General features: G+C 37.7%; 25 protein-coding genes. 18 read left to right on the top strand and 7 right to left on the bottom strand.

Features of this window, described 5'->3' with window-relative positions; all coding sequences use genetic code 11:
- Window positions 1–155: 155 nt before the first annotated feature.
- Window positions 156–749 carry a hypothetical protein gene (locus tag BM107_RS09485; protein WP_134203989.1) on the bottom strand — a complete coding sequence of 198 codons (594 nt, stop codon included), beginning with the start codon at window positions 747–749 and terminating at the stop codon, window positions 156–158.
- Between the two features lie 182 nt (window positions 750–931).
- On the opposite strand from BM107_RS09485, the gene BM107_RS09480 reads away from it, so the two are divergent.
- Window positions 932–1795 (top strand): AraC family transcriptional regulator, encoded by an 864-nt coding sequence (locus BM107_RS09480; RefSeq protein ID WP_090982631.1) that lies wholly within the window; start codon window positions 932–934, stop codon window positions 1793–1795.
- Between the two features lie 76 nt (window positions 1796–1871).
- Window positions 1872–4172 carry a TlpA family protein disulfide reductase gene (locus BM107_RS09475; protein WP_090982629.1) on the top strand — a complete coding sequence of 767 codons (2301 nt, stop codon included), beginning with the start codon at window positions 1872–1874 and terminating at the stop codon, window positions 4170–4172.
- A gap of 459 nt (window positions 4173–4631) precedes the next feature.
- Here BM107_RS09475 and BM107_RS09470 read toward each other — a convergent pair whose 3' ends face one another.
- Window positions 4632–5378 carry a DUF3108 domain-containing protein gene (locus tag BM107_RS09470; RefSeq protein ID WP_090982626.1) on the bottom strand — a complete coding sequence of 249 codons (747 nt, stop codon included), beginning with the start codon at window positions 5376–5378 and terminating at the stop codon, window positions 4632–4634.
- A 136-nt stretch (window positions 5379–5514) separates the two neighbouring features.
- Here BM107_RS09470 and BM107_RS09465 point away from each other — a divergent pair, with 136 nt between their 5' ends.
- Window positions 5515–7341, top strand: a complete 1827-nt coding sequence (locus BM107_RS09465; RefSeq protein WP_090982624.1) for a DNA polymerase III subunit gamma/tau — start codon at window positions 5515–5517, stop codon at window positions 7339–7341.
- A 91-nt stretch (window positions 7342–7432) separates the two neighbouring features.
- Here BM107_RS09465 and BM107_RS09460 read toward each other — a convergent pair whose 3' ends face one another.
- On the bottom strand, window positions 7433–7837 hold the full coding sequence (locus BM107_RS09460) for a hypothetical protein (protein WP_090982622.1): 405 nt from the start codon (window positions 7835–7837) through the stop codon (window positions 7433–7435).
- A gap of 266 nt (window positions 7838–8103) precedes the next feature.
- On the opposite strand from BM107_RS09460, the gene BM107_RS09455 reads away from it, so the two are divergent.
- Entirely contained in the window at window positions 8104–8637 is a 534-nt protein-coding gene (locus BM107_RS09455; RefSeq protein WP_090982619.1) for a hypothetical protein, read from the top strand.
- 437 nt (window positions 8638–9074) lie between these two features.
- Here the strand turns inward: BM107_RS09455 and BM107_RS09450 are convergent, their stop codons facing one another.
- A complete protein-coding gene (locus BM107_RS09450; protein WP_090982617.1) occupies window positions 9075–11294 on the bottom strand; it encodes an NADP-dependent isocitrate dehydrogenase in 2220 nt (739 codons plus the stop codon).
- A gap of 564 nt (window positions 11295–11858) precedes the next feature.
- Between BM107_RS09450 and BM107_RS09445 the strand changes: the two genes are divergently transcribed.
- The 5 genes from BM107_RS09445 (at window position 11859) to BM107_RS09425 (ending at window position 19068) form a co-directional block, all read left to right on the top strand.
- Entirely contained in the window at window positions 11859–13061 is a 1203-nt protein-coding gene (locus BM107_RS09445; protein WP_090982615.1) for an ankyrin repeat domain-containing protein, read from the top strand.
- A gap of 1 nt (window position 13062) precedes the next feature.
- Complete coding sequence (locus tag BM107_RS09440; protein WP_090982613.1) at window positions 13063–14415, top strand: ankyrin repeat domain-containing protein; 1353 nt, start codon at window positions 13063–13065, stop codon at window positions 14413–14415.
- Window positions 14416–14673: 258 nt separating this feature from the next.
- Entirely contained in the window at window positions 14674–15246 is a 573-nt protein-coding gene (locus BM107_RS09435; RefSeq protein ID WP_090982611.1) for a hypothetical protein, read from the top strand.
- A gap of 371 nt (window positions 15247–15617) precedes the next feature.
- Window positions 15618–16937 (top strand): PQQ-dependent sugar dehydrogenase, encoded by a 1320-nt coding sequence (locus BM107_RS09430; RefSeq protein ID WP_090982609.1) that lies wholly within the window; start codon window positions 15618–15620, stop codon window positions 16935–16937.
- A 79-nt stretch (window positions 16938–17016) separates the two neighbouring features.
- Window positions 17017–19068 (top strand): TonB-dependent receptor, encoded by a 2052-nt coding sequence (locus BM107_RS09425; RefSeq protein ID WP_090982607.1) that lies wholly within the window; start codon window positions 17017–17019, stop codon window positions 19066–19068.
- Between the two features lie 55 nt (window positions 19069–19123).
- Here the strand turns inward: BM107_RS09425 and BM107_RS09420 are convergent, their stop codons facing one another.
- Window positions 19124–19471, bottom strand: a complete 348-nt coding sequence (locus BM107_RS09420; protein WP_090982605.1) for a single-stranded DNA-binding protein — start codon at window positions 19469–19471, stop codon at window positions 19124–19126.
- 233 nt (window positions 19472–19704) lie between these two features.
- Here BM107_RS09420 and BM107_RS09415 point away from each other — a divergent pair, with 233 nt between their 5' ends.
- The 6 genes from BM107_RS09415 to BM107_RS09390 all read left to right on the top strand — a co-directional run bounded on the left by BM107_RS09415 (window position 19705) and on the right by BM107_RS09390 (window position 22828).
- On the top strand, window positions 19705–20064 hold the full coding sequence (locus BM107_RS09415; RefSeq protein WP_090982604.1) for a hypothetical protein: 360 nt from the start codon (window positions 19705–19707) through the stop codon (window positions 20062–20064).
- Between the two features lie 98 nt (window positions 20065–20162).
- Window positions 20163–20501 carry an avidin-fold protein gene (locus BM107_RS09410; protein WP_090982602.1) on the top strand — a complete coding sequence of 113 codons (339 nt, stop codon included), beginning with the start codon at window positions 20163–20165 and terminating at the stop codon, window positions 20499–20501.
- A 26-nt stretch (window positions 20502–20527) separates the two neighbouring features.
- The gene (locus tag BM107_RS09405) at window positions 20528–21061 is read left to right on the top strand and encodes a MepB family protein (protein WP_090982600.1); all 534 of its coding nucleotides are present in this window, start codon (window positions 20528–20530) and stop codon (window positions 21059–21061) included.
- An 89-nt stretch (window positions 21062–21150) separates the two neighbouring features.
- The gene (locus tag BM107_RS09400; protein ID WP_090982598.1) at window positions 21151–21999 is read left to right on the top strand and encodes a bifunctional helix-turn-helix domain-containing protein/methylated-DNA--[protein]-cysteine S-methyltransferase; all 849 of its coding nucleotides are present in this window, start codon (window positions 21151–21153) and stop codon (window positions 21997–21999) included.
- The gene (locus BM107_RS09395) at window positions 21996–22283 is read left to right on the top strand and encodes an Ada metal-binding domain-containing protein (protein ID WP_090982596.1); all 288 of its coding nucleotides are present in this window, start codon (window positions 21996–21998) and stop codon (window positions 22281–22283) included. Before BM107_RS09400 ends, BM107_RS09395 begins: the two co-directional genes overlap by 4 nt.
- On the top strand, window positions 22220–22828 hold the full coding sequence (locus BM107_RS09390; protein WP_090982594.1) for an alpha-ketoglutarate-dependent dioxygenase AlkB family protein: 609 nt from the start codon (window positions 22220–22222) through the stop codon (window positions 22826–22828). The genes BM107_RS09395 and BM107_RS09390 overlap by 64 nt, the downstream gene beginning before the upstream one ends.
- Window positions 22829–22843: 15 nt before the next feature.
- Here BM107_RS09390 and BM107_RS09385 read toward each other — a convergent pair whose 3' ends face one another.
- Both BM107_RS09385 and BM107_RS09380 read right to left on the bottom strand, forming a co-directional pair.
- A complete protein-coding gene (locus BM107_RS09385) occupies window positions 22844–23587 on the bottom strand; it encodes a hypothetical protein (RefSeq protein WP_090982592.1) in 744 nt (247 codons plus the stop codon).
- 29 nt (window positions 23588–23616) lie between these two features.
- Window positions 23617–24408 (bottom strand): hypothetical protein, encoded by a 792-nt coding sequence (locus tag BM107_RS09380; RefSeq protein ID WP_090982590.1) that lies wholly within the window; start codon window positions 24406–24408, stop codon window positions 23617–23619.
- A 321-nt stretch (window positions 24409–24729) separates the two neighbouring features.
- Between BM107_RS09380 and BM107_RS09375 the strand changes: the two genes are divergently transcribed.
- The 3 genes from BM107_RS09375 (at window position 24730) to BM107_RS09365 (ending at window position 26577) form a co-directional block, all read left to right on the top strand.
- A complete protein-coding gene (locus BM107_RS09375; RefSeq protein ID WP_090982587.1) occupies window positions 24730–25212 on the top strand; it encodes a response regulator transcription factor in 483 nt (160 codons plus the stop codon).
- A 106-nt stretch (window positions 25213–25318) separates the two neighbouring features.
- Window positions 25319–25861 (top strand): DUF4199 domain-containing protein, encoded by a 543-nt coding sequence (locus tag BM107_RS09370; protein ID WP_090982585.1) that lies wholly within the window; start codon window positions 25319–25321, stop codon window positions 25859–25861.
- A gap of 176 nt (window positions 25862–26037) precedes the next feature.
- On the top strand, window positions 26038–26577 hold the full coding sequence (locus tag BM107_RS09365; protein WP_090982583.1) for a GNAT family N-acetyltransferase: 540 nt from the start codon (window positions 26038–26040) through the stop codon (window positions 26575–26577).
- Window positions 26578–26613: the final 36 nt, after the last annotated feature.

Raw genomic sequence — 26613 nt, 5'->3', positions numbered from 1 at the left:
CCATCTTACATAACCCAATCTTACATAAAAGGTAATCAGATTTTTATCTATCGAAAGCGGTCTTGCAACATCATCCATCTTACATACCCCATCTTACATAAAAAAGGGAGTTCGTCTATCCGACAATCTCCCTGGATCAATTAGCTGTAAAGATTTTAGTACGTTTCTATCGTTTTTACAAAACTGTCATCATTGTATTTAACCACAAAGGTTAATTCTTTAGAATCAGTTTTGCTGATATTGAATTTTTTTACCAGTTGCGATTTATCCTTGAACACTTCATTATAAACCACATCATTGTATTCGTTATACACGCTAACTTCTACCGGATTGTTTTCCAGGTTTTCAAGATTAAGCGTGATGACCTGATCTTTTTTTGTATAAACAGGTTTAAATATGTTAGATATCTTTGGCTCAGAAACAATTGCTTCACCATTTTTAATCACAATATTGTATTTAGCAACCTTTACATCCGATTCTGCCTTTAACGTATACTTTCCATCAGGAAGTTCATTCAGGTCATAGATTTTGCTGGATGCCGCCGGAGCATGGATACTTTCTTCAAACAAAACCTCATCGTATGCATCAATTAATGATAAATTGATATTTTCTGCTTTATCTACAGAGAAACGGATGAATTTTTCCTTTTCACCTTTTATCTTCAATGTAAAATCACCATCGTTAGCGTGTACACCCGTAGCAGTAAAAATTAGCGCTGCTATTAAACCGATTTTTAAGAACTTTTTCATAACCAATATTTTTAAAGAGTTAATCATTATATGACACCACTAAGGTACGGAGGCAGTTGAAAGATAGGTGATTGCATATTTTCCAATATCTATGCTATATTACCCTCCATTACCTGTTATTTTAACAAAATCTATAATAAAGCATATTTTTTATTTATTTTAGAAACGTAATCCAGCAAAACATGAAGCCAAGCTTTGAGGTTGTTGAACCTTCTTTCGGAAGTTCGTTTTATTATTCAAAATATGTGGAGAATGCTAATAATATGGCGCATCTCTGGCATTACCATCCAGAAATTGAAATGGTGTTTGTTAATGGCGGTGCGGGAAAAAGACAGATCGGAAGTCACGTTTCCTATTATACCGAAGGCGACCTGATTTTAATTGGCAGCAACCTGCCCCATTGCGGCTTCACCGACACCAATACCGGAAACAAAAACGAAACCGTCATCCAGATGAAACCCGATTTTTTGGGCAGTATTTTTTTAGGGCTGCAGGAAATCAGAGGCATACAGGAGCTGTTTGATAAAGCAAAGGCCGGAATAGCTTTTGGCAGGGAAACCATGCTGGCAGTTGGCCACCGGATAGAAATGATGGACGAGCAGTTACCTTTCGAGCGACTTTTAACCTTATTGAGTGTCTTAAAAGAACTTGAACTGGCTAAAGATTATAAAATATTAAACGCCGATGGTTTTTCGATGGAAATGCAGGTGCAGGATAACGACCGTATTAATATGATTTTTAATTTTGTAAAAGATCATTTTCAGGAGCAGATCAGTTTACAGCATGTTGCCGAAATGTCGAGCATGACCGTTCCATCCTTTTGCCGTTATTTTAAAAAGATTACGAAGAAAACATTTACCCATTTCGTAAACGAATACCGTGTGGTGCATGCCTCTAAACTTTTGGCCGAAAAGCAGACCAGCATTGCCAATATTTCTTATGAAAGCGGATTCAATAACTTTAGCCATTTTAATAAATTATTTAAAGAGTTTACGGGCAAAAGCGCTTCGGAATACAGAAATGAATTGAAATCTGTAATTAAATAATTTATACTGCTTATTTAACAGAATTTAACAGGCAATAGACGTTTTTTTAGTTATACTTGTTTTTCGATCTAAAGCAATGAAAAACAGTTCTCTCCATCAAAAAATCGCACTGGCCTTTTTTCTGTCCATAGTTACATTTAGCCTCCATGCTCAAAAAACAATCAACAATCCCTATGTTGGATTTAATAGCACCGCAAAAAATCTGAACATCAAAAAAATAGTAATATCAGATACCGCTACCGTAGTATGGTTTACCACCACTTACCCTGCTGGCCAGTGGATTAGAATACCAAAAGACACCTACATACAGGACAATATCAGTTCGACTAAATATTATATTAAAAAAACGGTTGGTATACCGTTAGCAGCACAATATTTTATGCCAAAAACAGGCATAGTATCTTATCAGCTTATTTTCCCAAAAGTAAGTGCAAAGGCAACAAGCATTGATTATGGAGAAGCGGGCGATAATGCTTGGAAAATTTACGATATCGCCCTGCAGGAAAGCAAAACTTTACTTCCAAAGTTTATGTATTCAAGCTGGTTTAATAAACTCACCGGTGATCTCGAAATTGCATTTTTCAATAAAGAGGTAGTTTATAAAAACAAGGTTTGGTCGTATAAAAATATCGTTAAAACAAACACTGCAAATACGGCGATATTGATTGCTAATGGAAAAGAAACCAGACAACTTTTGGTTAATGAGTTAAAAAACGAGAGGATTAACCTGAATGCTGATCATAAAACCATCCAACTGAGCAAAAAACAAGTTGATTGCAAACGAACGATCAGCAAAGAAACTTATAAGCTTCCAATCTTTAAAAATGATAGTGCAACTTTTAGTGGTTACATTAAAAACTACAGCCCCAAACTAGGCATCAAAACCATGATGTTATCTATAGATAATATTATTACGGGAGGACAGGAAAATCAGATCATAAAAATACAACCAAACGGTTACTTCACCACTAAAGTAGGAATCTATCATCCAGAAACAGTTTTTCTTAGGTCAGGACTCTTCAATGTAAACGACATTTACCTTGAACCGGGTAAACCTTTGTTTATCATTTTAGGCGATGAAGAACTCATATATGAAGGTCCTTTGGCGCAATTAAATGAAGATCTTAGCCTGTTAAATAAAATTGATTTATTCAATTACGATGATATGAAAAAGAAGATCGTTAATATGAAACCTAACAATTACAAAACTTATTTACTAAACCTTCAGAAAACTGAACTTACTAAGTTAGATTCCATCCGTCAATTGGGAATGCTTTCGGAGAAAGCTTACCAGATCAAAAAAATAAGTATTATCTGCAGCTATGCCAACCATATCATTGAGTATAACTGGAATTACGAATCAGCTGATAAAGAAAATAAAAAAGCGGTTGAAAAATACCCAACTGATTACTATAATTTTTTCAACAAGAAAATCATTAATGATGAACTTTCAGTAATCAGTGCAGATTACAACACTTTTATTAACCGATTTAAATTTTTACCGGGAATTAAACCTGAAAGCTATAGCTATACATATAATTATGCTGCGATGTTCCGTGTGCTAAGAGAAAATAATATTACACTTACCGATCTGGATAAATCTTTCGAAAAATTCATTTCAGCAGATGGACTTTCGTTAAATATAGACAGTGTGGATAAATCCACACAAGATGCCTGGCTCGAAAAACGTGGTGATTTTATAAAAATCTTTAACAATAAATACGCTTCAGACTTTTACTTCAAAAAAATCGATTCAGCATTTAATATCAGCAAAGGGATTTTGTTTGATATCATGAGGGCACAGGATATTTCAGAGCCGATTGTTGATGAACTCTCTCCAATTCAGGAGGATAATCTGGATTACGCCCTATCAGATATCAGGAATCAATTTATAAAAGATTATATTAAGCTCAAAAACAATGAGACCCAAAAACAGATTATCGCCAATAAACAAAATGGGGGCTATTTTGTAAATGAAACGCCAAAAGTAGAAGCAGATAAAATTTTAGATACTATTGTTAGCAAACATAAAGGCAACGTTATTTTAATTGACTTTTGGGCAACCTGGTGCGGCCCTTGTCTTAATGGAATTGCCCAAATAAGACCTTTAAAAGAAGAAATGAAAGACAGGAATGTGATATTTGTTTACATCACTAACGAAAGCTCGCCTTTAACTACCTACCAAAATCTAGTACCTACCATAAAAGGGCAGCATTATCGGTTAAAAAGCGATGAATGGCGTTATTTAGCTGATAAGTTTAAAGTTACAGGTATTCCGCACCAGGTATTGATCAATAAAGAAGGTAAAGTGGTAAACCCAGCTTTGAAATTTATGGATAACGGAGAAGTCAAAAAACTATTGGAAAAATACTTGTAAAAAAGCAGATAGCGAAATGAATAAATTCCTGCTACCAGCTATAATAATTACTATCTGCGCATCGCTTTTATGCTCAATATGTAGAGAACAAACTTATTAATTTCAAAAATAAATGACAATGCCCATAAGAAAACAGAGAAATTAATTGCTTATCGGCGTATGTTCAGCGGCGAAATTTTTTAAACCGGCCAAACATTACTGTTCCTGTTAAAATCAACCATTATGGGAACATTAAAAAATACCCCATAAAAACAGCATAATGCACCATCATCATCAACCTAATTCTACATGCCTGCCAAACATGAGGCTGTTATCATGAAGAGTAGCGATTTTTCACCGCAGTTAAAAACATCATTAAATAACTGCAGAAAAATATGATACGTAAAAATCGATAGCACCACTTATGGCAGCTTCAAATGTATTTGAAGCAAGCCATAAACAGTTTTATAACCTGCATAATTAATACTGCTTCACTTTTATACGATAGCTACCTTTATAATATTCCTTCATTTTAATCACCTCTTTTGATTTATCGGTTAGCCAGAAAACGGCATAACTATCCGGGCTATAATTAATTTTTAGCAGCCAGCATTTAGCTGTTAGATCTGCATTCAATTTCAGATCATCTTTACCGACCACTTCATAACGATGGTAGGTGGCTGCCTTTTCGTTGGTATCGAAAAAGGAAATATCAAACTGCTGACCAACTTTTTTAATTGGCAATAAGGCATAGGTTTCCAAATCCAGCTCCCATGAAATAACCGGGATATCCAGTTTAACAGAACCTCTTTTTGTTGCCTCATTGTTTTTTACGGTGTCAGATGGCTGCATCAAGCCATTTTTATAATCATATGCCAAAATACCCCTGCGTTTATAATTGGCATAATGATAAATCGGAGACATTGTTTTACGGTCGCATATATTTGTTATTGTAGCGAAAAGTGAATCGTTGTGAAGCCATTTCCAACCAAATTCCACAACTTCATTTTTATCCCTTTTTGTAAAGGTGGTTGTCCTTTCCCATATATCTCCGACAGTCCGTTTTGTTTCAAGAGAATCGGTCATATAAACCAAATAACTGTTTTTTCCCTCTTTCAGATTGCTCATGACCAGTTTATGGTTTTGTGCATTTACAGTATCAACCTGTGCCTTCGAAGTGCCTGAAAAAGATAATACTATCGCGCTAATAAAAATTAATATTCTCATATATAAAACTTTACGGTTAGATAAAATCTCTTGTTAAATGTTACGCAATCTTTGATAAACTATTTCAATATTTCAACTTTTCCACATTCCAACTTTTCAATCTTACAACACCTAAATTTTTCCTATTTTCGTGCCGATGGAAAATTTTATCGTTTCTGCCCGTAAATACCGCCCAGCCACCTTCGAAACCGTTGTTGGTCAGCAGCATATTACCGGCACGTTAAAAAATGCCATTAAAAACAACCAGCTTGCCCAGGCATTTTTATTTTGCGGACCACGCGGAGTCGGTAAAACTACCTGCGCACGGATCCTCGCGAAAACCATTAACTGTACCAACCCTACAGCCGATATGGAAGCCTGTGGCCAATGTGACAATTGCCAATCTTTCCAGAACGGACATTCTTTTAATGTACATGAATTAGATGCGGCTTCAAACAACTCTGTTGATGATATCCGTAGTTTAATTGAGCAGGTTAGAATACCGCCACAAGCGGGAAAATACAAAATCTATATCATTGATGAGGTTCACATGTTATCGCAAAGCGCATTTAATGCCTTTCTGAAAACTTTGGAAGAGCCACCATCTTATGCTATTTTTATACTGGCTACAACCGAAAAACATAAAATCCTGCCAACTATTTTATCACGTTGTCAGATTTTTGATTTCAACCGTATCCAGGTAGAAGATATCGCGAATCACCTGGCAAAAATAGCCCAGCGTGAAAATATTGCTTTCGAGAGCGATGGTTTACACATTATTGCGCAAAAAGCCGATGGAGGATTACGTGATGCCCTTTCCATGTTCGATCAGATTGCCAGTTATGCAAACAAGAACATTACCTATAAGGCGGTAATTGACAACCTCAATATTTTAGATTACGACTATTTTTTCAAGCTTACCTCCTATTTAACCGCGGCAGAAGTGAGTCAGACACTGCTTTTGTTCGATGAAATTCTGAACAATGGTTTTGATGGCAACAACTTCATCAATGGTTTGGCCAGCCACTTCCGTAATTTATTAGTAGGTAAAGATGCCGCTACCATTAAATTGTTAGAAGTTAGCGAAAATATTAAACAAAAATATCTTGAGCAGTGCAGGCAAACCGAATTATCATTTCTGTTAACCGCATTGAATTTAGCCAATACCTGCGATTTAAATTATAAGAACTCTAAAAATCAGCGTTTACAGGTAGAGTTGGCACTCATTAAAATGTGCCATATCCGATCGGTCGTCAATCTAGCACAACAGCCTTTAAACACTAGTAACACAGCAACTGACGCAGATCAGGATAAAAAAAAAACTAATGTCGTAGCTGAAACAGCCGAAAACCAAAAACTGAAAGCTGAAAGCGAAAAGATAGTTCTAGCGCCAACACCAACCGTTAATATCCCGGTTCAGCCCGCCGCCCCATTAGAAGAAAAAGCGAAAGAAAGCGCGCGGATGAGTGTTCCTCCTCCATCTGCAACGTCCATTAGCATCAATATCGCAAAGGCTAAAGCAACGGGCATGTTAATTCCGTCTTTAAACGATTTCGACCGCATTGCGCAGGAGGAAGAAGATAAAGGACCAAAAAAAGCAACCGGTGAAGCCCGCGAGGTTTTTAGCTATGACCGCCTACTGGAAATCTGGAGCATATATACACAAAAACTTAAAGCTGCTGATAAAATTAACCTTTTTACCATCTTAAACAATTTTGCCCCTACCCTGCTAAACCCCGAACTGATTGAGATCTCGGTAGAGAGTAAAACGCAGGAGCATCTTGTTCAACAGGAATCTGTTGAGCTTTTAAATTTTTTACGGAACGAACTCCGGAACTTTGGTATAGAGGTTACCTATAAACTGGTAGAACGTAAAATAGAAAACAGGCTTTATGGTAATCGGGAGAAGTATGATTATCTAGTAAACAAAAATCCTAAGCTGGACGAATTACGCCGGAGATTTAATTTAGACATTAACCCTTAGTCAGTTTACAGTGGGCAATTTTCAGTTTACAGTGGGCAGCTTTTAGATAACCGGAACCTTAAGATGCCCACTGTAAACTGTATATTGTTAATTATTGCTCAGCATCATTAACCGGATAACCTTCTTCATCTAAATCATCACGGTTATCTTCTGGTGTACGGGCAAGAATTTCATCTTCAGGACTAAGTTTTACACTTTCGCCATTATCTACGTGCATGCCGAGTTCCTCTAAATTATCTTCAGCAATTTCCTCATTTCTCGCATACTCATCGCCAACATAAGGGTTAGCCTCATCATAGGTAGAATCATCATCTCTGGCACCTGCTGCAACCGTTTCATATCCCATCGGATGATCGTATTCTTTATCTGTTCCCTTTACATCGAGTTCATAACTCTGCTTAGTTTCATCATAAGCAAGATTCTCTTTATTAATTTCGCTATTTTCTGTGGTGCTATGTATTTTATCCTGCGATCCTTTATTTTCGTTAATTTCCATGATATAAGTTTCCTTTAATTTATACTGTATAACAAAGCGGTATAGATATGGTTTTTCTTTAACCGTAAATTCTGTTATTATTTGGGCGTGCCCCAAGCTGCGCAAGGGTCGGGCTATACACCACAAGTCCTCGCCATTCGTTCCTCATGGCTGTGGGCTTTCCGTTCCTATCCCTCATGCGGGCAAAGCGTCTAAAATTCTATTTTTTAAAGGCAGAATATTCTACTAGATTTACGGTAAAATATTAAAATGAATACCCTAAAACATTGAAAAATCTCAAAGCTTTAATCTTAGGTTTCATTACTTTAATTTTCGCCATCTATCTTTTGGCTGATATTCTTTTTTCCAAAAGATTACTGAAAGAAACTAAGGGTGTCCTCGATTATTCAATGGTAGATATTGAAACAGTAATCGTTCAAAGGAGCCGTTCTTACACAGCTGATACCAACAAAGTAGCCGTTTTAAGGTTTAAACTAAAAAACGATAAGCAATTATTTGAAATTAATCAAAGACTAGAACAAATCCACGATAGTAGAAAAGAATTGGACGCGGTGAATGACGGTTTAAAAACTTCCAAAAATCTCAGTATTTTGCTAAAGAAAAATCTTGTATTTGATGATTTTAAAGTCCAACAGATCAACGCAGATGGTTTAATCATTTATGATAATACTGAAAATGCCAGTAACATTTCATTTCTAATCTTCTTTCTCTCCATTGGCTCTTCCATTTTCTTTTTTGGCCTTTATTTTTGGCCTGATAATGGGCAGCGATTTAACAAAAGGCAAATTGAACGAAAATAGTGTTTCGCTTAATTTGTAGGTCTGTGGGAATACAGACCTTGGGACAGGCTTTCCGTTGCTATCCCTCACGCAGATAAAACGAACCTTGTTGAATGAATCAGGACACTCGGTTGAATACATTTCTTTCTGTCTGTGAGGACACAGGCCGAGGTACTGGTGATTAACATTGACGTAAATAGTATCAATGACCAATCCACCTAAACCCGATCAAAGCGGATCCCGACAAAAAGTCGCGAGAAACGGGAGCGGGACTGCTGTAACCCAAATGCTTCTGCGCCTGCTTTCCAAATAAATAAGAATCCTCAAATTCCAGCGAAATGAATAAAAATTCGGAATTATGCACCACAAAAAAGCGCCCCGATTTTTACATCAGGACGCTAAATATTTCAAGAGTTGCCAACTTCCATGCTGGAAGCCTGTTAAGCTGACAATTGGGTTTACAAACTTGCCAAAGCCGTATTTAATGTTTCACTTGGACGCATCGCTTTGCTGGCTAATTCATCATCAGGGTTATAGTAACCGCCAATGTTTTGAGGTTTACCCTGTGCACCGATCAGTTCTTCATTAATTTTTGCTTCATTTTCTAACAAAGCTTTTGCCAATGGGGCAAATCTAGCTTGTAAATCAGCATCTTTACTTTGTGCAGCCAGAGCTTCGGCCCAATATAATGCCAAATAGAAATGAGAACCACGGTTATCGATGGTACCTAACTTTCTGCCTGGCGATTTATCAGTTGCCAAAAATTTAGCATTAGCCTCATCTAAAGCATCGGCCAAAACCTGCGCTTTTGCGTTATTTTGGGTTTGCGATAAATGCTCTAAAGAAGCCTGAAGCGCCAGGAACTCGCCTAACGAATCCCAACGCAAATAACCTTCCTCAATAAACTGCTCAATATGTTTTGGCGCAGAACCACCGGCACCGGTTTCGAACAAACCGCCACCGTTCATCAAAGGAACGATAGATAACATTTTAGCAGACGTTCCTAATTCTAAAATCGGAAATAAATCTGTCAGATAATCACGCAGTACGTTACCGGTAACCGAAATGGTATCTAAACCTTTGCGGATACGCTCCAAAGTAAATTTAGTAGCTTCGATCGGAGCTAAAATGCGGATATCTAAACCTGTGGTATCGTGATCTTTTAAATAAGTATTTACTTTAGCGATAATCTCTCTGTCGTGTGCTCTTTGCTCATCTAACCAGAAAACTGCCGGCGTTTCTGACAAACGCGCCCTGTTTACGGCTAATTTTACCCAATCCTGGATCGGCGCATCCTTAGTTTGGCACATGCGGAAGATATCGCCTTTTTCTACTTTCTGATCAAAAAACACCTTACCATCAGCATCAGTAACACGGATAGTTCCCGCGCCGGTAGCCTGGAAAGTTTTATCGTGCGAACCGTATTCTTCAGCTTTCTGTGCCATTAAACCAACATTTGGTACCGAACCAATCGTGGTTACATCGAAAGCGCCATGGGCTTTACAGTCATCGATGGTTGCGGTATAAACACCGGCATAACAACGATCTGGAATCAAAGCAATAGTATCCTGAAGTTTACCTGCCTTATTCCACATTTGTCCTGAAGTACGGATCATTGCCGGCATAGAAGCATCAACAATCACATCACTGGGCACATGTAAATTCGTAATTCCTTTATCAGAATTAACCATAGCCAAAGCCGGACCGTTTTCAATAGCCTGCGCTAATGCAGCTTCTACTTCAGCCTGTTTTGGGTTGCCTGCAATTTTTGCATAAACATCGCCTAAACCGTTGCGGGTATCAATATTTAATTCTTTAAAAAGATCGGCATATTTAGCAAAAACATCTGCAAAATAAACCTCAACAATGGCTCCGAAAATGATAGGATCAGAAACCTTCATCATGGTTGCCTTTAAGTGTGCAGATAATAAAACACCAGCGGCCTTGGCTTCAGCAATTTCTTTAGCTACAAAAGTTTTCAAAGCAGATAAGCTCAATGCCGAGCTATCAATCACTTCTCCTGCTTTTAGTGGCGATAAACCTTTTAATTCGGTTACAGTACCATCAGCAGCTACAAATTCTATTTTAAACTGACTCGCTTCAGCAACAGTAGTCGACTTTTCTGAACCATAAAAATCGCCTTCAGTCATGCTGGCTACTTTGGTTTTCGAATCTGCAGACCATTTACCCATGGAGTGCGGGTTTTGTTTAGCGTAATTTTTAACCGCTTTAGGCGCTCTGCGATCGGAGTTACCTTCACGTAAAACCGGGTTTACAGCCGATCCTAAAACTTTGGCATATTTAGCTTTTATTGCTTTTTCTTCATCGCTTTGTGCATTATCAGGATAATTTGGAAGAGCAAAGCCCTGCGACTGAAGTTCGGTTATTGCACCTACCAATTGTGGGATAGAAGCAGAAATATTTGGTAATTTGATAATGTTTGCTTCCGGCGTGGTTGCTAAAGTACCAAGCTCTGCCAGTGCATCACCAATTTTTTGATCGTCTTTTAAATACTCCGGAAAGTTGGCCAAAATTCTTCCTGCTAAAGAAATATCTCTGGTTTCTACATCAATACCCGCTGACGCAGTGAAAGCTTGTACGATAGGTAAAAGTGAGTAGGTTGCCAGCATTGGCGCCTCATCGGTTTTGGTGTAGATAATTTTTGATGTATTTGACATGTTATATTGATTTTGCTTATTACGTTTAATTATTCGATCGGTTTATGGCGTATACCAATCTTTTTAAAATCGCCTAAAGATAAAATAATCGAATGAATTAAGGAACACAGTAATGTTATTTATGGTTTGGATGTGCAATTCATTTATTAAAAATCCATAATCTACTATAGCGTAAAAAGATGATATCTTTTTTTGGGGCGCAGGGTCATTCGCATTTTTTAATGTTATTCCTGCTCTCCGCTTTATCCCGGCGAAAAGCCGGGATGCCCGCTCCGATCAGGGCTATAAACATAGGTCTCTGGCACGGAAATCTGGCATAGCAGCAGAAAAACAACCAGGCTAAACCTGATCGAACGGATGCCATTTTTCATGGCAGGAGGTAGAGCAGGAAGATATTAACCTATGGAATGCTGCAATTGCTTTCCAAAAAAGCAACTAACATCAATTATTTATCATTCTGATTTACTGCAACATTCTCAATTATTTTAAATTGCTCAAATTCTTTGGCTAAACTTTTGTAGCAGAAACTGCCAGTAACTATCTATTTTAAATATTCTAATTGAAATGAGCGAAACGACCTTAGATCAACTATTAAATGCCCGGAAATTTGACGAAGCCAAAAGCTTCATGCAAAACGGCAAAAAACTCTCCAAAAACCTGCAGGACTACCAGAAATCATCCATTTTCGATAACCTTATTAAAGAGAAACAGTACGAAATCCTGAATATGATGGTGAAAGATAAAACCATCGAAACCGACATTTATGAATTCGACAATTTTGATAAAAGCATTTTCCAGAGTATTGTCCGCAATCTCGGCAATGAAGAGGAAGATATCAGTTTCTTCAACGAATTTATTGGCCATTTCGATAACCTGAACGATGAAGTGAATGCAAAAACCTTATTAGGTTATCTTTTAGAGAATGGCGTTGATTTAGGTGTAATCAAAGCCTGTATCGACGCCGGATGCAATGTAAATTTTAAAAACAATGCAGAAGAAAACTATATCCACCAGGTAGTAAAAAGCAATTTGCGCCGGTATAACCTGAACGATGAACAAACTACTGATTTATTAAAAGGATATATCGACATCCTTATTAATGATGGTGTTGATATCAATGAAGGAAATATTGTACAGGAAACCCCTTTAATTATTGCAATAAAGTTTAACAAGAAAAATTTAATCGGATACTTGCTCGAAAAGGGTGCAGATCCGAACCATACCGACCGAGATGGTAATTCAGCTTTTTTCTATGCAGTGGCACATGCCCAAAGCGAAAGCATGTACGACATCCTTCGGAATTTTGACTCCCCGGCATTTGATCAGGTAAATAAAAAAGGGGAAACCCTGTTGTTTGAATACGTGCGTATGATGTCTGACAGTGAAAGCAGCATTAACTTCCTCAAAAAGCTGCTGAATGATGGTGCCGATTTATATCAACCCAGTACCTGGTACAGCGCAGATAAAACCCCTCTGGATGTAATCGCCGAAAAACAAGCCGGTATTTTGGAAGCCGTTTTAGAAAGCGGACAGGTAGATATTAACAGAACCGATGACCATGGCAATACCTTGCTGCACAAAGTTTGCGCATATAATGTAAACTATGAGCCTGAAAAAGCAAAAGAAACTTACCAGAAAGTGAAACTCCTGATCGAAAATGGCGCTGATACCAGCCTGAGCAATGATAAGGATCAAACAGCTTTAATGCTGGCATCGGATGATAACCTGAAAATAAAAACTGTTGAACTACTCATGAAACAATCTTAATATGTCGATGTCATTTATTATTGCCTGCGAAAGCGGCAAACGGAAAATCGCCGAACTTTTATTGACCAATAATGAAGTAGAAGTAGGTTATACGGATGAGAAAGGCCGAACTGCATTGCATTACGCTGCACATCATGGCTACTTAGATCTGGTAAAAATTTTAATCGAACGCGGTGCAGATTTAGATTATGAAGACCACGATGGGGAAACACCTTTTTATTTTGCCTGTCTGCAAAAACAGAAACAAACCGCGCTATACCTATTAGATAAAGGAGCAAGGGTTGACATTAAAGACATCAAAGGAAATAGCTTATTGCATTTAACTGCCCAAAACGGACAGATTGAAGTTTTAGAAAAGTTGCTTGATAAGGGCCTGGATGTTGACAATGAAAATAACGAGGCAGAAACGCCCCTTCTTATCGCATCGGCCTGGAGAAACAAAGAAGTTGTTCAAAAACTATTGGATTTTGGTGCCAATATTAATACCACCAATAAAAATGGCGATTCGCCACTGATTTTTGCGGTTAAATCTAAAAATGTTCCTATGGTTGAGCTGTTGATTGATAAGGGCGCCAACATCAACCACGTTAACCATGCTGGTGAATCAGCACTGTTGCTGGCCTGTTACGATGCTAACCGGATGTTAACCAAAACATTGGTTGAAAAAGGTGCAGATGTTTTTGTATCTTCAAAAAATGGCTTATCGCCCATCTGGTATGCCTGTGCCAATAATCAAAAAGAGATTGTTGATTTATTTTTGGCTAATGGTGTGGATGTAAATTACGCCAACCCTCTTTCTGGCGACGATGATTCCATGTATTCGTATCTGGAGTGGGTAGAAACAGCTAACAACATATCCATTTCGGCCAGTTTCTCTTTTGATAACAATTACAACTACGGAGGCGAAAGCATGTTACATGTAGCCGCGAAAAGTGGACATTTGAGCATGTTAAAGCTACTGATAGAGAAAGGTGCAAACGTAAATATTCAGGATGAAAGCGGGAACACAGCACTACATTATGCCGCAGCAAATGGTAAAAAAGATTCCGTTAAGTTTTTGCTCGAAAAATCTGCGGATCCGTCTATTGTAAATGTGAAAGAGCAAAAAGCCATTGATTATTCGAATATTAAAGGCTTTAATGAAATTACGGAGCTCCTTTTAAAATACGGTCCTGCCGCTAATCCAAACATTCAGGCTTCAAATATAAAATCTACAGAAAATGCTGTTGAAGTTCCGAAAAACGATATGGCAACTAAAAAGCAAGCCTTATTGGATTTAAAAGAATTATTGGATGCCGGAATTTTATCACAGGAAGAATTTGATGCAGAGAAAGCGAAGATTTTGAAAGGTTGAGTTAATCCCACAGTCATCAATTTGGGTTTAATTTATTTCAAAAAAAATATTAACGAGTTAAATTTGTAAAGATTACTCCCATAGACGCCGTCCTCGAGCGGAGAGCAACATAGTCGGGAAATCTATAAAGCTGAATTTTTCCCCGTCTGCACAGGCGGGCATTTCGCTGCGCCTAGCAAGGTTTAAAATTTCTATTGAAAGGTATTGTCGGATAAATTTTTAGTTCTAAATTTATTCGACAATATAATGCTCACACAAATGAAAAATCTTACTAAAATCAGATCACCATTATTTAGCCTTCTTCTCCTCTCCATCTTTATATATGCCTGTTCTCCGAAATTGTATGTTGACGAAAGTAAACGTTATCAGGCAGGTACATTATCTGAAACACAAATCGATTCGCTGCATACTTTCTTAAAACAAAACGAAAGGCTCAGTCTAAAAGATACCATCATTATTAAATACGATTTCAATAAAGACGTTTGTTGGAATGACCTTAGCTACCAAAATGCAGAATTCCTGAACAATGTGAGGTGGGCCTTTCAAAAAAACATTCAGGAAAAAGCGGAGGCCAGGCCAAAAGTTGCTATTTACCAATACCGGGAACCGGGAGAAAGTTTCAGCCCGATTAAATCGAAGGGTTTAGAAATTGAAACTGATTCGGGCTTCCTTAGAAAATTATTATTTAAAGAGGTTACTACCTGCGGAACTTCAGCTATTATTCTTCCTAACGGAAAATTTCTACTGGTGAAATCAGATCCGCAATTTTCTGCGCTGATTTTAAATGCCAAAGATATTGAGCAAAAATTACAGGAAAATTTGGTTAGATAAGGCTAAAAAAAATCAACCTTGAATTTAACAAAATTTAACTAAAACATTAGGTTAATGTTCGTAATTTGGTTTTTATAATCGCTTTCAAATGAATAACCGGAACCTAACGTTTAATTCCTTAAGCTAAAAATAACGTCTTTTTTGTTGTCCGTTCTTGTACACCAAACAACGATTTCAATTTAAATGTATGCCATAAAGGTACTTTCCTGCCGTTATTAACAGGGAAAATAATATGCGCTCTCCAGGAAGGTGCTCTCGGGTGCTTTCCTTTTATTATTTAAGCCTTGGGCAATTATGCTTGCGCTAAAAACTTCTCTCCTTTTTCGATGTTATCTTTTTAAGATAAAAACCTTAATCAAAAACCGGTTAACATGAAAAATAAGATTTTTTACGCATCAGTACTTTCTACTGCCTTCCTGTTTGGATGTCAATCCAATTCGAATTCGCAAAAACAAGGAGAAGATACTACGGTAACTACCAAAATCGGAGCGGTAGATTTGCCTGCACCAGATACCAATGCGGCCAAAAACAAATTCAGCAAAGTAATTGGCTGGCCTGACGGGAAAACACCTGTTGCGCCTGAAGGCTTTGTGGTTACGAAATTTGCAGCCAACATTAAAAGCCCACGCAACACCTACATCACACCAAATGGCGATGTATTGGTAGCACTTTCCAACTCAGAGAGAAGTACTGTCGAAGCGGTGGCCAATAAGGTAACGGGCAAAGCAAAGTCAGAAGTACCAGGAAAAAGCGCCAATACCATCCTTCTCTATCGTGATGAAAATAAGGATGGTAAACCCGAATTGGTGACTACCTTTTTAAATGGCCTGAACCAGCCTTTCGGCATGCTGATTATTGGCAATTCATTTTATGTCGCTAATACCGATGGCATCTGGCAATATCCTTATAAACCAGGAGATACCAAAATAACTGCCACAGGTAAAAAGATTTTGAGCCTTCCTGCTGGTGGTTATAATAACCACTGGACAAGGAATTTGATTGCCAATGCAGATAAAAGCAAGATTTATGTAACTGTCGGATCGGGCAGCAATATCGGTGAAAATGGAATGGAAAATGAGGTAAGAAGGGCCAATATCTTAGAAATTAATCCTGATGGAACCGGTGAAAAGATTTATGCCAGCGGTTTGCGGAATCCTGTCGGGATAGATTTGGCACCAGAAACCAATATGCTATGGACAGCGGTCAACGAACGCGATGGATTAGGCGACGATCTCGTTCCAGATTACATCACAAGTGTTAAACAAGGTGCATTTTACGGTTGGCCATACTCCTATTATGGTCAGAATGAAGATCCCCGCTTAAAAGGACAGAACCCGGAAATGGTTAAAAAAGCAATTGCTCCGGATGTGGCGGTTGGTGCACATACGGCATCATTAGGGCTGGCTTTCTACAAGGACAAAAAATTCCCGCAGAAATATCAGGGAGGTGCATTTATAGGCCAGCACGGTTCATGGAACCGATCGGCTATTTCTGGATATAAAGTAGCTTTCGTACCTTTTAAAAATGGAAAACCAATTGGAAAACCGGAAGATTTTTTAACCGGTTTTATTGCTGATGAGGAAAAGGCAGAAGTTTATGGCCGTCCGGTTGGCATTACCTTAACGCCTGACGGTGCTTTATTGGTGGCAGACGATGTGAGCGGGGTAATTTGGAAAGTAGCTGTAAAATAATTTAAAATTAGCCACAGATTATCAGAATATGCAGTAAATTTATTCGCTAATCTGTGGCTTAACACTAACTTTTCCCAATTTGAAATCGAACTTTACCCTACTGTTTACCCTATTCTTTTCTACTGCCTTAGCGCAGCACATCAAACCCGATTCGATCAAAAAACTCGAGGAAGTTACGGTAAAAGGTTATTATAACCACCAACCTTTACTCAGATCAGTATCAGCTGTAAACCTGATAGATAGCAGTTTGATAAAAAATCAACCGAACAGCTCATTAGTGAGTATGTTAAACACCGTACCAGGAGTACGCATGGAGGAACGCTCACCAGGGAGCTATCGCCTGTCACTTCGGGGCAGTTTACTTCGCTCCCCTTTCGGCATAAGAAATGTAAAAATTTATATTGATGATTTTCCATTAACTGATGCAGGAGGAAATACTTACTTGAATGCACTAGATGCTTCCGCAATAGGTACAATGGAAATTTATAAGGGTCCGGAAGCCAATATATTTGGAGCAAATACCGGTGGCGCCATTTTAATTAACCCTTTTACCATCAACAACAATGAGATAAATGTGTCGGCCACTGGTGGTTCTTATGGCCTCTTCCATCAAAATGCATCAATCAGGCAGCAGTATAAAAAATACAGCTTTAGTGTTAATGAAGGATATCAGCGAAGTGATGGCTATCGGGAAAACAGTGCAATGGACAGAAAATATTTTCAAACCTTGCAGCAATGGGATTATAACAATGCGGGGAGTTTAAAGGCTTTTGCTTTTTATAGCGATTTAACGTACCAGACACCAGGAGGATTAACGGCTTCGCAGTTAGATCAAAATCCTAGACTGGCACGTCCGGCAACCGCTACTTTACCTGGCGCCCTTTCTCAGCAAGCTGCTATCTACAATAAAACCATTTTTGGGGGAATATCCAACGCCTATCAGATCAGCAAGCGCTTGAAACATGTGATTGCTTTATTTACTTCTTATACCGACTTTAAAAATCCTTTTATTACCAATTACGAAAAACGCTATGAAAGTACACTCGGTTTAAGGACATTTCTGGATTATGCACAGGTTAAAGAAAACATAAGGCTTAATGCGCAGATCGGGTTAGAAAGTTCAGGCACTAAAAGCCAGATCAAAAACTTTAATAATAATGGCGGAGAAGCTGCTGCTCTACAAGCTTCTGATCGTTTAAAGGCAGGACAGGATTTTGCTTATCTGAGGTTAAATTTCGATATTAATAACAAACTTCTGATCGAACTTGCATCGAGTTTAAACTTTTACAGATACCATTACGAGAGTTATTTTCCGAATGTTGTGGCCGCTAAGCAAAGAAAATTCAATGCCCAGTTTATGCCAAAGGCAGCAGTATCTTATCTGATCACTTCTGGTTTTTCAGCCAGGGCTTCGGTCAGTAAGGGCTATTCGCCACCAACCATTGCGGAAGTAAGGGCGTCAGATAATAATATCAATAATGACCTGCAGGCCGAGCTTGGCTGGAACTATGAATTGGGTTTACGTTATAAAGCCAAAAAAAACCGCTTTTACGCCAGTGCTAACCTATTCAATTATCATTTGAAAGATGCTATTGTCAGAAGGTTAAATCAAAACGACACGGAATACTTTACCAATGCCGGCGGAACCAGGCAACAAGGATTTGAACTGGAAACTGCCATTTGGATAATCAGAAATAACCCATCGTTTTTAACCGGCTTACAATGGAGAGCTAATTACACTTATAACCATTTTAGATTCGAAAATTTTACAAGTGGTCTGAATATTTTTGATGGCAATAAACTTACAGGAGTTCCAGAAAACGTTTTAATCAATAGTTTAGAATTTGACTTTCCAAAAGCAATTTACCTTTTTGTGCAACATAATTATACCTCTTCAATCCCTTTGAATGATGCCAATACCGTCTTTGCGAACAGATATCATTTGGTTGAAGGCAAATTTGGTGTCAGAAATTTAAAGATAAACAAAATCCGTTTAGGACTTTTTGCAGGAGTAAATAACCTGCTGAATGTACAATACAGTTTAGGCAACGATTTAAACGCGGCAAACGGAAGGTATTTTAACACAGCCCCAGGCATTAATTTTTATACAGGCCTTGCTGTCAAATTGTAATTGCTAAATCGCATCATATAAATCATCTGTCTATATGATGCGATTTTGCTATAAACTAAAACATTTCTTTCTTTTCTTTTTCCTTAATCACGACATCGCCAACAACGATTTCGATTGCATAGCGTTTCTTTCCGTCTGCCCCATCATAACTATTGGTTTGCAATCTACCTTCAATGGTTAAAGCCGTCCCCTTTTTAACCTGCGCTTCAGCAAGTTCGGCTTTCGCATTCCAAAAAATTAAATTAAACCATTGTACTCTTTTTACTTCCTCTCCGGATGAATTTCTGTAGTTTTCGTTTATTGCCAGATTAACCTTTGCTAATTTTTGACTTCCAAAATTTTTAACCTCTGCATCTGCTCCTGCAAATCCGCTTAATACTACTTTGTTAACTGCACTTTCCATAATTTTTAAATTTAAGTTTCTAAATGTTTAACGAACAGTCATCACCTCGACAACCGACAGGACAAAATTGCAAACAGCGTCAAAAATTAGTCGGATGGTAAACATTTATAGCCGTTTATAAACGTTTATAAACGGATAATATACCTTTAAGCATCATTAAAGCTATTTATTTTTTATTCACTATTTTATTTTATAAATTAGGTCATCATCCCATAATAAAAAAAGCAATTATTATGGAACGTTTATGCTTAGACTGCGGAAGCCCGATAAGAGGCAGGGCTGATAAAAAATATTGCGATGATTCTTGCCGCAGCAATTACAACAATCGCTTAAATACTGAGGATAACCTCGTGATTAAACGGGTAAATAATATACTCAAAAAGAATCGTGCTATTCTCGCTACGCTAAATCCAAACGGTAAAACAAAGGTTTCCGGTAAAAAGCTTGTTTCGGCTGGCTTTAAGTTTGAATTCCATACCTCCAGTTACGAAACCCAAAACGGCAATACCTATACCTTCTGTTATGAATATGGTTATTTAGCCCTAAATGAAGATAGCTACCTCCTGGTAAAAAGAGAAGAAAGCCTGGGTTAAGCCCGTTTGAAATATTTAATTTTCACTAAGAATTAGCGCGACGGGTGAAAGCTTATGTATTTTTTTATTCGACCGGAGATGATTAGTTTTATCGACTTATGATCAATTATAATGACAAGCTTTTTAAACCTGTAAACACTACAGAAAATAGCGAAACATCAAATGAAACCATCTTCAAATATAAACAAAGGGGAAATATCCTGACCGCCGAATACGAGGGTGGAAAAATTGTTTATGGCCATTTGCTTGGCTTGGTAGACCATGAAGGAAACATCGAAATGCGCTATCACCAAATAAACCAGGAAGGCGAATTAATGACTGGAACCTGTAGCTCAAAACCTGAACTATTGGCCAATGGCAAAATCAGACTTCATGAAACCTGGCAATGGACATCAGGAGATCAATCGAAAGGGCAATCTATTATTGACGAACAATAAATTCTTTCCCAGTTGATAAGTCCAATATGCTGTTAAAAAATCTCACCGGTCGTATTTTATCTGTATTACAAACTGCATTGGATTTAGTTTACAGTCCGATGGGTTATCAAATGTATAACTTGCAGACCGAGGATGAAGGTAGGGAATACGACGCCTGTACTTTTAAATTAAACACCCTGAAAATCAAACACCGGACTGCTAAAGTCACCCCAACCAAAACGGGTCGATTTGTAAGCATATGGAAGAGGAATGAAGCTGGAATTACGACTCCCTTTACTGATCAGGATGAATTTGATTTATTGATCATATCTGTTAATGATGCTGAACGATCCGGACAATTTATTTTTCCAAAAGCAATTTTGGCACACCATAAAATAATCGCTGCAAACGGGATAGCAGGTAAAAGGGGGATCAGGGTTTATGCACCCTGGGATGTAGCAGCAAATAAACAGGCCGCGAAAACCCAAAAGTGGCAAGTGACTTATTTCCTTCAGATCGATATGAATGGAAGTACCGACCTTGCAACAGCAGGGAAACTAATTGGTGACGAAATAAAATAAACACGTTATCAGATCTGGTTAAACTTAGCAAGTTTCGGGTAGTTTGCCTTTTCTTTAACAACTACTTTGGATGTGAATTATTCAAGACCATGAAAGTACAGGAAAAAATCAATTTTAACCGCATAGCTGAGGCCATCAGTTATATCAAAACGAATTTCAAAACACAGCCCGGTTTAGAAGAAATTGCAGAAAAAGTAAACTTAAGCCCTTTTCATTTTCAAAGATTATTTAGTGAGTGGGCAGGCACTACCCCAAAACGTTTTCTGCAATATATCAGCATTGGTTACGCTAAAGAAATGTTGAAAGAAAACGAAAGTTTATTCGATACCGCATTAGCGACCGGCTTGTCGGGAACCAGCAGGCTACACGATCTTTTTGTAAACATTGAAGGAATGACACCAGGCGAATACAAGAACGGCGGCGAAAACCTTATTATCAATTACAGCTTTGCAGAAAGTCCATTTGGGAACATTATTGTAGCCAGTACTTCAAAAGGAATTTGCCATATTGCCTTTTATGATGATGAAAACATGGCTTTGATGAATTTGCAACGCCAATTTCCGGCTGCTCAATATCAACAGATAATGGATAAGGAACAGCAAAATGCTTTATCTATTTTTGGTCACGACTGGAGCAAATTACAAAAGATTAAATTGCATTTAAAAGGATCCGACTTCCAGTTAAAAGTTTGGGAGGCTTTATTAAAAATCCCAATGGGCAAATTAGCAACTTATGGTAAGATTGCGAAACAACTGGAAAACCCAAAGGCATCAAGAGCGGTGGGCACTGCCATTGGCGATAATCCGGTGGCTTTTCTCATTCCCTGCCACCGGGTAATACAATCAAGCGGTGCATTGGGCGGCTATCACTGGGGAGTGAACCGAAAAACAGCCATGATTGGTTGGGAAGCCGCTAAAACCAATAACCAAACGGTATGATTAAACACATCAATATTTCAACTGAAGAATTTAAAAAAAAATTCAAAAACAAAGAAATCTGCTTCGGTGGAAATGCCCGATTGAAAATTTACGGACTACTTAAATGCAGTTCCGGAAAGCGGATGAAAAAAGAAAACCGTGTTTTTTTTCGTTCTAAAGAAGAAGCATTTCAGCACGGCTATCGCCCCTGCGGACATTGCCTAAAAACAGCCTATAAACAATGGATTTATTCAACAGCACACCAGATCGTAGCCAAAACCTGCTCCCGCATGACGGAACAGTAAATTATTACGGCAAATTATTCCAGCAATCAGAAGCGGATCATTATTTTGATGTGCTGATGAAAACGATTGAGTGGAAAAACGACGAAGCCTTTATTATGGGCAAACACATCGTTACCAAACGGAAAGTAGCCTGGTACGGAGATGAGGCGTATTCTTACACCTACTCAAATAAATCGAAAACCGCCTTACCATGGACAAAGGAATTACTGGAATTGAAAAAGATTTCAGAAGAACAAGCCGGCACAACATTTAACTCCTGCTTACTTAATTTATACCATAACGGCGATGAAGGCATGGCTTACCATAGTGATGACGAAAAGGCCCTGGCAAAAGATTCTGCCATTGCATCACTAAGTTTTGGTGCAGAGCGAAGATTTCTATTTAAACACAAAACCACTAAAGAAAAGGTAACCCTGTTTTTAGAAAACGGAAGTTTACTGGTGATGAAGGATGAAACGCAGACGAAATGGCTACACAGATTACCGACAAGCAAGAAGGTATATAAGCCGAGAATAAACCTCACTTTTAGAACAATGGTGGTTTAGGTGATTTCAGCAGATTTATATTTTCAGCAATTGAGGTTTTACTTTATCACAGAATTCCTGGTATATCTTATTATCTTCATAAGATATGCTAGGAAAACCACAACTCTCGAAACAGATTCTTAGATAATTGATAAAAGTTGTATTATTAGGTTCATTTAAAAATTTACCATCAATACTTCTCTCATAATTTAACTGCAAAGCATAAGCAGCACCACCGCTCATATTATCTTTATGAAAATTATCAGCAGAAAGCTCCAAAAAAGCAAAGCCAAAACCTTTATTCTGAATGTATTCTTCCATTTCCTCAAACCAGTATTGATCAGTTACCTGTAGAATACAGTCTGATAAGGATATAATCTGAATAGGATCTGCCAATTCCCATAAAATATTTGGATCATCCTGATAATTCCAGCTAAAATCGCATGACCCAACAGTTTTATAAAACATCTTTACCGACATTGGTAATTTCCCTATCGATTCGATGTTCCGCTCTAATATATCAAGTTGTTCATCCACATCCGACAAAGGACGAAGTAATGCCTGTATATTTCCCTCCTCATCCTTCCAAAAAACATAATTAATATTTCTAAGTTCTTTGTAAATAATATCAAGATTGAGTTTAACTCTTCGGAACGTCTCCATCAATACCTTTTCCACATCAGTATAAAAAACAGGAGAAAATGCTTCTTCTCCTAGTTTTTCAATATCGGCATAAACACTATGTGTTTCACCTTTTCTATATCTATCATAAAAATTCATTATGAATACCTAGAGGAAAAGAAAAAATCTTAACGTTTAAACTCACTAATATCTACAATACGGTCATCATCGGCATTTTTCTTTAAAAAAGATGTTCCGTTAGCATTTTTCACCCAGGTATAATCTCTCTGGATATTGCCAACAAGGGTTTCAGGTTGGTTTGTCAACGCTGCTGGCAAAGGCAGATTAAAAGTTTCACCAGTTGCTGTATTTACCTGGTACAGAGAATTAGCAGTTAAAAACACCAACGTTGTTTTATCGCTCGAGTACATAAAGAATTTACCCTGGATGCGTTCATCCTCTTTTTGACGCTTGACCGGGTAAACCCTTGAATTAATGGTGGTGATAAAAAAATCGTTGTTCACCAACCAATTGCTTCTGGTTAATTCTTCCAGGCCTTTTGTATATTTTTTATCTTCAGCACCTTTTGATGGCTTGTCCAGGCTCACCACTTCTGTTTTTCCGCCATTTACATAAATGATATAAAAAGGATTCATTTTATCCTTTCCATTATCACTCTGAACCAATACCGCTGTTCTTTGCGTATTGATAAAAGATGCAACCTTAAATTTCTTTACTTCAGCGTTTGGCGCATCATCTATAATGATGGCTGTATCTTTAGATTTGATGCTGAAACGATCGTCAGTGGCTAGTTTTCCGGAATCAGTTTTTACGATGGTTAATATGTCTGTTTTTGATTTCGGGAAGACATTAAAATCATCACTTGCCGCAAATGCGCGTGCTTTAAAGGTTTTTTCAGAATTTCCTCCGCAACTGAACAAAACAACGGATAATAAGAGTGCATAAAGCGTAATTTTCATGGTTTAGCTATTTATATTTTGCTAATTTAAAACCTTTATTGTTTTCTATTATAAAATCACCAGAAAATTACCTGGTCAACTACTGGCTTAGTCTTGTAATTGTTGTCAGACCTTCCAGCGGCTAAATAGGAAATGGCGTTAGGATCAAAAAACAACATGATCTGAGGAGCAAATGGCTGGCAATATCCCACCGATTTCGTAAAACACTGCAGATTAATATATTGTCCTGATCACCTCTTCCATCCCCCTCTTTAATCTAACACACTTTCACCTGCCTAATTAAAACTAAATTTCCTACTTTAGATAAACGATTATTAACCAATGCGCGGCTCAACAAATTTTCTAACCAAAAATAAAAGCGTCATACTATATGGTTTATTTTTGGCTATAATGCTCTGTTTATTAAAATGGTTGGAGCTTAGGTTTATCGTGATCAATCATGCCATTGAAATCTATGCAGGCGCTATTGCGGTTATTTTTACAGGCTTAGGCATTTGGCTGGCGTTAAAATTAACAAAACCTAAAACCATTCTGATCGAAAAAGAAGTCTTGTCTGAAAAATTGGAAACATTTTTAATTAATGAAAAAGAAATAATCAGGCTAAATATCAGTAAAAGAGAACTGGAAGTTTTACAATTGATGTCGGAGGGATTGAGCAATCAGGAAATAGCAGAGCGCCTGTTTGTTTCATTGAATACCATTAAAACACATAATGCCCGGCTTTTCGCAAAATTAGAAGTAAAACGCCGAACCCAGGCTATAGAAATAGCTAAAAAACTCGGCCTTATCCCGCAATCCCATTAATACTTTGGCATGAAAAACTATGTTGATTTGAAAATCACCCTAAAGTATGAAGGCGAAAACAACTATTTGGGCCAATTTTGTGGCATAAACCCATAATAATTGAAACATGAAAAAAAATGTAACGGTATTCGGATTAATTGCAGGCGTAATTGTATCGGTGTTAATGGTACTCTCGATGATGAGATGTTATAATGACCCTAACCTGGAGCACAGCATGCTCATCGGTTACGCTTCGATGTTATTGGCCTTCTCTTTTATTTTTGTTGGAATCAAAAACTACCGGGATAAGTACAACGACGGGTTGATTACTTTCGGCAAAGCCTTTAAAATAGGTGCGCTGATCAGTTTAATAGCTTCAACTATATACGTTGTTGTTTGGCTGGTTGATTATTATTTATTTATGCCTGATTTTATGGATAAATATGTTGCTCAAGCATTAAGGGAAGCCAAAACTAATGGTGCATCGGCATTAGAATTAGCAAAATTGAGCAAAGAATTGGCTTTTAATCAGGAAATGTATAAAAATCCGGTTATGGTTGTACTCTTTACCTATATGGAAATATTGCCTGTCGGGGTGCTGACTTCACTGGTGGCCGCATTAATACTGAGAAAAAAGCCAATCAACACGGTGAAAACCCAGGCGGTTTAGACGAGCATTACCTTCTGCCCTCTTCGTTTTACATCCGCGGGACCATCACACACATATACCACGCGGATTTAGCAAATTAACGCAGATCTATTCCATCATCCCTCTTCCATATTAAATCTTATCATATTAAGACTTAAATAACTTTATGTTAATTTTGATCAATTGAGATCTACAGTATGAAGATTTTTGCCGAAACCGAACGTTTAATTTTACGCGTACTCATGCCTGCCGATGCTGCAGGTATGTTTGAATTGAACAGCGACCCTGACGTTCACCGGTATCTCGGTAATAAACCCGTAACGTTAATTGAGCAAAGTATAGCCGAAATTGAGTTTATCAGAAAACAATATGTAGAAAATGGCATTGGGAGATGGGCTGTTATCGAAAAAACATCGGGTAATTTTCTAGGGTGGTCAGGCTTAAAACTTATTACAGAAACTACAAACAACCATATCAATTATTACGATCTGGGATATCGGTTCAGCAAACGGTTTTGGGGAAAGGGCTATGCCACAGAAACAGCAATGGCCGTGATAGACTATGGATTTAATGAACTAAAATTGAATGAGATTATTGGTATTGCAGACATTAATAACCTGGGATCTATCCATGTGCTCGAAAAAGTTGGTTTAAAGCGCGTATCTGTTTTTGATTATGATGGTACAAAACACGTCTGGATGAAAATTGAAAATCAGCTTGGCTTGATTAAAAGATGATTTTACCTTTTATTGGTTTAGTTTTTGATGATAAAA

The organism is Pedobacter suwonensis (assembly GCF_900111825.1).
GTDB lineage: Bacteria > Bacteroidota > Bacteroidia > Sphingobacteriales > Sphingobacteriaceae > Pedobacter > Pedobacter suwonensis.
This window is presented reverse-complemented; position numbering and strand designations above follow the sequence as displayed.

Excerpts from the sequence above, each read along its gene's own strand:
- BM107_RS09475 (WP_090982629.1), top strand. The coding sequence starts at position 1,872 with ATGAAAAACAGTTCTCTCCATCAAAAAATCGCACTGGCCTTTTTTCTG.
- BM107_RS09485 (WP_134203989.1), bottom strand. The coding sequence starts at position 749 with ATGAAAAAGTTCTTAAAAATCGGTTTAATAGCAGCGCTAATTTTTACT.
- BM107_RS09480 (WP_090982631.1), top strand. The coding sequence starts at position 932 with ATGAAGCCAAGCTTTGAGGTTGTTGAACCTTCTTTCGGAAGTTCGTTT.
- BM107_RS09470 (WP_090982626.1), bottom strand. The coding sequence starts at position 5,378 with ATGAGAATATTAATTTTTATTAGCGCGATAGTATTATCTTTTTCAGGC.
- BM107_RS09380 (WP_090982590.1), bottom strand. The coding sequence starts at position 24,408 with ATGAAAATTACGCTTTATGCACTCTTATTATCCGTTGTTTTGTTCAGT.
- BM107_RS09415 (WP_090982604.1), top strand. The coding sequence starts at position 19,705 with ATGGAACGTTTATGCTTAGACTGCGGAAGCCCGATAAGAGGCAGGGCT.
- BM107_RS09420 (WP_090982605.1), bottom strand. The coding sequence starts at position 19,471 with ATGGAAAGTGCAGTTAACAAAGTAGTATTAAGCGGATTTGCAGGAGCA.
- BM107_RS09395 (WP_090982596.1), top strand. The coding sequence starts at position 21,996 with ATGATTAAACACATCAATATTTCAACTGAAGAATTTAAAAAAAAATTC.
- BM107_RS09375 (WP_090982587.1), top strand. The coding sequence starts at position 24,730 with ATGCGCGGCTCAACAAATTTTCTAACCAAAAATAAAAGCGTCATACTA.
- BM107_RS09400 (WP_090982598.1), top strand. The coding sequence starts at position 21,151 with ATGAAAGTACAGGAAAAAATCAATTTTAACCGCATAGCTGAGGCCATC.
- BM107_RS09390 (WP_090982594.1), top strand. The coding sequence starts at position 22,220 with ATGGATTTATTCAACAGCACACCAGATCGTAGCCAAAACCTGCTCCCG.
- BM107_RS09435 (WP_090982611.1), top strand. The coding sequence starts at position 14,674 with ATGAAAAATCTTACTAAAATCAGATCACCATTATTTAGCCTTCTTCTC.
- BM107_RS09365 (WP_090982583.1), top strand. The coding sequence starts at position 26,038 with ATGAAGATTTTTGCCGAAACCGAACGTTTAATTTTACGCGTACTCATG.
- BM107_RS09370 (WP_090982585.1), top strand. The coding sequence starts at position 25,319 with ATGAAAAAAAATGTAACGGTATTCGGATTAATTGCAGGCGTAATTGTA.
- BM107_RS09410 (WP_090982602.1), top strand. The coding sequence starts at position 20,163 with ATGATCAATTATAATGACAAGCTTTTTAAACCTGTAAACACTACAGAA.
- BM107_RS09465 (WP_090982624.1), top strand. The coding sequence starts at position 5,515 with ATGGAAAATTTTATCGTTTCTGCCCGTAAATACCGCCCAGCCACCTTC.
- BM107_RS09385 (WP_090982592.1), bottom strand. The coding sequence starts at position 23,587 with ATGAATTTTTATGATAGATATAGAAAAGGTGAAACACATAGTGTTTAT.
- BM107_RS09445 (WP_090982615.1), top strand. The coding sequence starts at position 11,859 with ATGAGCGAAACGACCTTAGATCAACTATTAAATGCCCGGAAATTTGAC.
- BM107_RS09440 (WP_090982613.1), top strand. The coding sequence starts at position 13,063 with ATGTCGATGTCATTTATTATTGCCTGCGAAAGCGGCAAACGGAAAATC.
- BM107_RS09430 (WP_090982609.1), top strand. The coding sequence starts at position 15,618 with ATGAAAAATAAGATTTTTTACGCATCAGTACTTTCTACTGCCTTCCTG.
- BM107_RS09460 (WP_090982622.1), bottom strand. The coding sequence starts at position 7,837 with ATGGAAATTAACGAAAATAAAGGATCGCAGGATAAAATACATAGCACC.
- BM107_RS09405 (WP_090982600.1), top strand. The coding sequence starts at position 20,528 with ATGCTGTTAAAAAATCTCACCGGTCGTATTTTATCTGTATTACAAACT.
- BM107_RS09450 (WP_090982617.1), bottom strand. The coding sequence starts at position 11,294 with ATGTCAAATACATCAAAAATTATCTACACCAAAACCGATGAGGCGCCA.